The organism is Kitasatospora sp. NPDC007106 (assembly GCF_040634455.1).
Classification (GTDB): Bacteria; Actinomycetota; Actinomycetes; order Streptomycetales; family Streptomycetaceae; genus Kitasatospora; species Kitasatospora arboriphila.
In genome coordinates, this window is the sequence record NZ_JBEYFP010000310.1 from 1 (window position 1) to 6,828 (window position 6,828).

5 protein-coding genes are annotated in these 6,828 nt (G+C 73.2%); all 5 read right to left on the reverse strand.

Features of this window, described 5'->3' with window-relative positions; genetic code table 11:
• Positions 1-1,695 (reverse strand): 1-deoxy-D-xylulose-5-phosphate synthase (gene dxs, locus ABZ641_RS21735; RefSeq protein WP_359984063.1); only part of this gene is annotated, 1,695 nt, incomplete at its 3' end.
• Positions 1,696-1,821: 126 nt separating this feature from the next.
• A complete protein-coding gene (hpnH, locus tag ABZ641_RS21740; RefSeq protein ID WP_263106172.1) occupies positions 1,822-2,847 on the reverse strand; it encodes an adenosyl-hopene transferase HpnH in 1,026 nt (341 codons plus the stop codon).
• 2 nt (positions 2,848-2,849) lie between these two features.
• Positions 2,850-3,515 carry a 1-hydroxy-2-methyl-2-butenyl 4-diphosphate reductase gene (locus ABZ641_RS21745; protein ID WP_344621815.1) on the reverse strand — a complete coding sequence of 222 codons (666 nt, stop codon included), beginning with the start codon at positions 3,513-3,515 and terminating at the stop codon, positions 2,850-2,852.
• Positions 3,516-3,552: 37 nt separating this feature from the next.
• Positions 3,553-5,466: a squalene--hopene cyclase gene (gene shc, locus ABZ641_RS21750; protein ID WP_344621884.1), complete on the reverse strand. Its 1,914-nt coding sequence runs from the start codon at positions 5,464-5,466 to the stop codon at positions 3,553-3,555.
• Between the two features lie 186 nt (positions 5,467-5,652).
• Positions 5,653-6,654: a polyprenyl synthetase family protein gene (locus ABZ641_RS21755; RefSeq protein WP_359984066.1), complete on the reverse strand. Its 1,002-nt coding sequence runs from the start codon at positions 6,652-6,654 to the stop codon at positions 5,653-5,655.
• Positions 6,655-6,828: the final 174 nt, after the last annotated feature.

Here is a 6,828-nt window from a genome sequence, read left to right on the forward strand (position 1 = left end):
TCCGGTGCGGCCGTTGTCCTCGACGGTGACGACGAGCCGGTGGGCTGCGGCCAGGTCGACCAGGGCGGGGTCGACCGGCTTCACCCAGCGGGGGTCGACGACGGTGGCGGTGAAGCCCTCGGCGAGCAGCAGGGCGGCGGCGTCGAGGCAGGCGGGGGCCAGCGCGCCGACGGCGACCAGCAGGATCTCGGGCGCTGGCCCGGTGCGGTGCAGCACGTCGACGCCGCCGACCCGTTCCAGGGCGGGCACGCCGGGGCCGAGGTCGCCCTTCGGGAAGCGCAGCACGGTGGGTGCGTCGGGGACCTCGACGGCCTCGCGGAGCTGGGTGCGCAGCTGTTCGGCGTCGCGCGGGGCGGCGAGCCGCAGGCCCGGGACGACCTGGAGGATCGACATGTCCCACATGCCGTTGTGGGAGGCTCCGTCGTTGCCGGTGACGCCGGCCCGGTCGAGGACGAAGGTGACGCCGAGCCTGTGCAGGGCGACGTCCATCAGCACCTGGTCGAAGGCCCGGTTGAGGAAGGTCGCGTAGACGGCGACGACCGGGTGCAGTCCGGCGGTGGCGAGGCCGGCGGCGCTGGCGACGGCGTGCTGTTCGGCGATGCCGACGTCGAAGGTGCGGTCGGGGTGGGCGGCGGCGAAGTCGGCGAGCCCGACCGGCTGGAGCATGGCGGCGGTGACGGCGACGACGTCGGCCCGTTCCTTGCCGAGTTCGACCATCTCGGTGCCGAAGACGGAGGTCCAGGAGGTCCCGCGGGAGGGCGAGACCGGCAGGCAGGTGTACGGGTCCATGGCGCCGACGGCGTGGAAGCGGTCGGCCTCGTCCTGTTCGGCGGGGCGGTAGCCGCGGCCCTTCTCGGTGATGCAGTGCACGATGACGGGGCCGCCGAAGCGCTTGGCGCGGCGCAGTGCCTGTTCGACGGCGCCGATGTCGTGGCCGTCGATCGGGCCGACGTACTTGAGGCCGAGGTCCTCGAACATGCCCTGCGGGGCGAAGGCGTCCTTGAAGCCCTTCTTGGCGCCGTGCAGGGCGCCGAAGATGGGCTGGCCGACGATCGGGGTGCGCTGCAGGGCCTCCTTGCCCCAGGCGAGGAAGCGTTCGTAGCCGCGGGTGGTGCGCAGGGTGGCGAGGTGGTGGGCGAGGCCGCCGATGGTGCGGGCGTAGGAGCGTTCGTTGTCGTTGACGACGATGACCAGGGGGCGGTCGTCGGCCTCGGCGATGTTGTTGAGGGCCTCCCAGGCCATGCCGCCGGTGAGCGCGCCGTCGCCGACGACGGCGACGGTGTGCCGGTCGGTGCGGCCGAGCAGTTGGTTGGCCTTGGCGATGCCGTCGGCGTAGCCGAGTGCGGTGGAGGCGTGCGAGTTCTCGATGAGGTCGTGGTCGGACTCGGCGCGCGAGGGGTAGCCGGAGAGGCCGCCGCGGCCGCGCAGGCGGCTGAAGTCCTGCCGGCCGGTGAGGAGCTTGTGGACGTAGGCCTGGTGGCCGGTGTCCCAGAGAATGCGGTCGCGCGGGGAGTCGAAGACGCGGTGGACGGCGATGGTCAGTTCGACCACGCCGAGGTTGGGTCCGAGATGCCCTCCGGTGCGGGTGACGGCGTCGATCAGGAAGTCGCGGATCTCGTCGGCGAGCAGGGGGAGGTCGCCGGCGGGCAGGCGTCTCAGGTCGGCGGGCCCCTTGATGGTGGACAGGAGTGACATGGCTTCACCTCGCGACTCGGTGGAGAGCGATGACCGTCTGTGTCCAGGGTGCGGCCGGTGCGGTCGGCTCGCCTGTTGTCCGGGGGCCCGGGCGCGCGCCGGGCGCACGCCGCGGGCCCCGGGGCGTCAGTTGATCCGGCCGGAGCCCAGGGTCTCCCGGGCGGCGCGCAGGGACTCCTTGAGCGAGCCCATGGTGGCGAGGACGGCGGTGGGTTCGTAGCCGCAGTGCGCCATGCAGTTGTCGCAGCGCGGGTCCCTGCCGCGGCCGTACTTGTCCCAGTCCGTCTTCTCGATGAGTTCGCGGTAGGTGGGGACGTAGCCGTCGGCCATCAGGTAGCAGGGGCGCTGCCAGCCGAAGAGGGAGTAGTTGGGGATGCCCCAGGCGGTGCAGTCGAAGTCGACCTTCCCTTCCAGGAAGTCCAGGAAGAGCGGGCTGTGGTTGAGCCGCCAGCGGCGCCGGTTGCCGCCGGAGAAGGCCTTGCGGAAGAGCTCCCTGGTCTGTTCGACGCCGAGGAAGTGGTCCTGGTCGGGCGCCTTCTCGTAGGCGTAGGCCGGGGAGATCATCATCTCGTCGACCTTGAGCTCGTCGTTGAGGTAGTCGAGCACCTCGATGATGGTCTGCGGGGTGTCGGTGTTGAAGAAGGTGGAGTTGGTGGTGACCCGGAAGCCGCGCCGCTTGGCCTCCCGGATCGCCTCCACCGCCTCGTCGAAGGTGCCCTCCTTGGCCACCGAGGCGTCGTGCCGCTCGCGCAGGCCGTCGATGTGGACGGTGAAGGTGAAGTACGGCGAAGGAGTGAATCTGTCGAGCTTCTTGCGCATCAGCAGGGCGTTGGTGCAGAGGAAGACGTACTTGCGGCGGGCGACCAGCTGGCGGACGATCTCGTCGATCTGCGGGTGCATCAGCGGCTCGCCGCCGGCGATGGAGACCATCGGCGCCCCCGACTCCAGGACGGCGCCGACCGCCTGGGCGACCGGCATCCGCTGCTTGAGCACCCCGGCCGGATGCTGGATCTTGCCGCAGCCCTCGCAGGCCAGGTTGCAGGCGTACAGCGGCTCGAGCTCGACGATCAGGGGGAACTTCTCACGGCGCCGGAGCTTCTGCTGTAGCAGGTAGGTGGACACGCGGACGGACTGACGCAGCGGCATGGCCATGGCTAACTCGCCTCCTGCGGGAGTGTCGAGGGCTGTGGTGGACGGGGTGCTGCGGTGGCGACCAGGCGGTGCCACTCGGTGAGGGCCGGTACGGCGGCCCGCAGGGCGCGCCAGGCGCCCACGCCGGCCGGCAGGGTGCCGGGCCGGATCAGCTCGCGTTCGGGGGTGTCGACGACCACCCGGAGCACCGCGGCCGGCAGCTCGGGCCGGGTCTCGGCACGGGCGGCGAGGACGGCGGCGGCCTCCATGTCGACGGCGAGGGCGCCGCGGGCGTGCAGCGCCCGGCGCTGGGAGCCGCGCACCACGTGGTCGGCGGTGTGGTGCAGTCCGGTGTGCGTGGTCAGACCGCAGGCCTGCAGGGCCTTGGCGAGGGTCGGGGCGCTGTCGAGCGCGAAGCGTCCGCCCTCCGAGTCGCGGACGGCGTCCGCGACGATGACCTCGCCGGGGGCGGTGCCGGGGGCGACGGAGGCGCCGAACCCGGCGACCACCAGGGCGCCGTAGTCGCCGGTGGAGAGCAAGGTCCGGACGACCTGCCCGGCCCGGCCGCGGCCGATCCCGGTGCGGACCAGGACGGGCGAGCCGCCGATCGCACCGGCCCAGTCGCCGCCGCGCAGGGCCCAGGCCTCCGGCCCGAGCGCACACAGCACCAGCAGGGGCTCACCCGTCATCGCACACCTCCGGCCGTCTCGGTGAAGTGACGTTTTCTCACCGGTCACCGCCTCCTGCCCCGAGCGGCCGCCCGGTCACGTACCTGCCGAGCGCCGTCACCGGGAACACCAGGCGGTACAGGTGGTAGTTGATCGAGAAGTCCCACGGGAAGCCCGTCCCGGTGAACTGCGGTTCGTCCCAGGTGCCGTCGGCGCGCTGGGTGCGGGCCAGCCAGGCGACGCCGCGCTCCACGGCCTCGCTGCCGCTGCCCGGGCCGTCCGGTGCCTCGCCGGCGGCGAGCAGCGCCATCAGCGCCCAGGCGGTCTGCGAGGCGGTGGAGTCGCCGCGCCCGGCCCAGGTGGCCGGGTCGTCGTAGGAGCGCATGTCCTCGCCCCAGCCGCCGTCCGGGTTCTGCCGGCTCTCCAGCCAGTGCACGGCCCGGCGGACGGCCGGGTGGTCGCCGCGGATCCCGGCGGCGACCAGGGCGGGCAGCACCGAGCCGGTGCCGTAGATGTAGTTGGTGCCCCAGCGGCCGAACCAGGAGCCGTCCTCCTCCTGGTGGTCGAGCAGCCAGGCGATGCCGCGCAGGGCCCGCGGGTCGGCGGCGCCGCCGACCTCGGCCAGCATCTCCACCACGTGCGCGGTGACGTCGGCCGAGGGCGGGTCGATGACCTCGCCGAAGTCGCAGAACGGCAGCTTGTTGGGGAGCGGGCTGGTGTTGTCGACGTCGAAGGCGCCCCAGGCGCCGTCGCGGGACTGCATGCCGAGGCACCAGCGGACGGCGCGTTCCACGGCGCCGTTCAGCCGCGGGGGCTCCGGATGGGCGACCCGGCGCAGCGCCAGCACCACCTCGGCGGTGTCGTCGATGTCGGGGTAGGTGTCGTTGTGGAACTCGAAGGCCCAGCCGCCGGGCGCCAGGCGCGGCCGCTTGACCGACCAGTCGCCGCGGGTGGTGATCTCCTCGTCGAGCATCCAGTCGGCGGCCCGGACGACGGCCGGGTCGTCGGCGGGCAGCCCGGCGTCGCGCAGCGCGATGGTGGCCAGGCAGGTGTCCCAGACCGGGGACTGGCAGGCCTCCATCCAGCGTCTGCCGTCCTCGGTGTGCACGGTGAAGCCGTCGAAGGCGGCCAGTCCGGCCTTCATCACCGGATGGTCGAGCTTGTAGCCGAGCAGGTGCAGGGCGATCAGGGAGTAGACGGCGGGCGGTTGGATGCCGCCCCAGCAGCCGTCGGCCTCCTGGCGGTCGACGATCCAGCGGCCGGCCCGGGCGAGCGCGCTGCGGCGCAGCGGCCGCACGGCGTACCGGTGGTAGTGGTGCATCAGCCGGTCGAAGCGTTGGAAGAGGCCCTCCCAGCTGACGGCCGGGGCCATCGGCGGCGCCGGGTACGGGTCGGCCGGGTCGGTGTGCAGTTCGGTGAGGTCGAACGGGGCCCGGCGTACCGGGCGGTGGGCCGAGACCACGGTCAGCGGGACGATGGTCTGCCGGGCCCACTGGCCGAAGGCGTAGATGTTGAGCGGGGCCCAGCTCGGCAGGAAGAGGATCTCCGGCGGTAGTTCGGGGAGGCGCTGCCAGGGCCACCAGCCGAACAGGGCGAGCCAGATGCGGGTGAAGACCCGGGTGGCCGCGATGCCGCCGTGCTCGCGGACGTAGCGGGCGGCGGACCGCATGTGCTCCTCGCCGGGGTCGTCCCCGGCGAGTCTCAGGGCGACGTACGCCTCGACGGTGGTGGACAGTTCGGGAGGCCCGCCGTGGAAGGTCGCCCAGGTGCCGTCCGCGCGCTGCTGCGAGCGGATCCAGGCTGCCGTGGCCCGGGTCTGGTCCGAGGTGCGGATGCCCAGGAACTCACGCAGTAAAAGGTCCTCGGCGTCCATGGTGACGTTGGTCTCCAGGTCGCCCTTCCACCAGCCGTCGGGGTTCTGCAGTGACAGCAGGTGGGCGGTGGCCCGGGCCAGTGCCGCCTCGACGGGCACATCGTCCGATCGTCCTACCGGAGTCCGGCCGTCGGCCGCCCGCTCCTCCTCGGGGGGCGGGACGAGGCCGTCCGGCAGCGGCACCTGGCGATCGGCCACCCGGTCGGGAGGGCGGTCACCCACCGCGACCGGCTCGGAATCGTACTCGGGGTCGAGCCGGCCGCCCGCGGTTGCTGTCAATTCACGTCACCTCTCTCGTACCACCACGAATTCGGCGAGTGCGACGAAGTGCTCGCGCACCTCGTCGGTCATCGGTACCTCGTCCAGTGCGGCGAGGGCGGTCTGGTGCCGGCGGCGGGCCTCGTCCTGCGTCCAGGCCCGGCCGCCGGCCTCCTCGATCAGCCCGGCGCGGGCGGCGAGCACCTGCTCGCTCTCCTCGCCGCGGCCCTGCGGGTCGGCCAGCTGGTCGGCGAGCTTGCGGGAGGCGGCGCCGCCCTCGGCGAGCGCGGCGCACACCGGCAGCGACTTCTTGCGCTGGCGCAGGTCGCCCCAGTGCGGCTTGCCGGTCACCTCCGTCGCTCCCCAGATGCCGAGCAGGTCGTCCACCGCCTGGAAGGCCAGGCCGAGGTGGTGCCCGTAGCGCTGCAGCGCGTCGGAGACCCGGTCGTCGGCGCCCGCGAGCACGGCGCCGATCGCGGCGGAGGCGGCGAGCAGGGCGCCGGTCTTGCCGCCCTCCATCTCCAGGCACTCCTCCACCGTCACCACGTCGCGCTGCTCGAAGGCGACGTCCATGGCCTGGCCGTCGATGAGCTTGCGGGTGGCGGTCGTGATCAGCCGGACGGCGCGTGCGGCGTCCGCGGCGGTCGCACCGCCCGTGACCGCCGCGTCGAGCAGCACCTCGGTACCCAGCGTGGCGAGCGCGTCGCCGACCAGGATCGCCTGGGCCGGTCCGAAGACCGTCCACGCGGTGGCCCGGTGCCGCCGGGTCTCGTCACCGTCCATCAGATCATCATGGAGCAGCGAAAAGTTGTGCACCAGCTCGACCGAGACGCCTCCGGGCACGCCGGCCTCGGCCGGAGCACCGGCCGCCTCGGCCGACAGCAGCGCCAGCGCGGGCCGCACGGCCTTGCCGCCGTCCCCGGCGGCGGGCCGGCCGTCCCGGTCGATCCAGCCGAAGTGGTAGGCGCCGACGGTGTCCATCGGTGCGGCCAAACGGGCGACTGCGGACCGCAGCGACGGGGTGCACATGGTCCGGCCGCGTGCCAGCAGGTCCAGCACCGACGGGGTGTCCTTCACCGAGCCGGCGCCCTGGGTGCGAGCCTCCACGTACGTTCCCTCTCCGTGCGGATGCCCGGCCGCCGTGGGCGCCAGGCGTGGTGCGGTGTCAATGGTCGTCCGGCGGGGCGGCGTCATCGCGGCCAC

Bases quoted from the DNA above. Each gene is read 5' to 3' on its own strand.
- hpnH (WP_263106172.1), bottom strand. From the start codon at position 2,847: ATGGCCATGCCGCTGCGTCAGTCCGTCCGCGTGTCCACCTACCTGCTA.
- ABZ641_RS21745 (WP_344621815.1), bottom strand. From the start codon at position 3,515: ATGACGGGTGAGCCCCTGCTGGTGCTGTGTGCGCTCGGGCCGGAGGCC.
- ABZ641_RS21755 (WP_359984066.1), bottom strand. From the start codon at position 6,654: ATGTGCACCCCGTCGCTGCGGTCCGCAGTCGCCCGTTTGGCCGCACCG.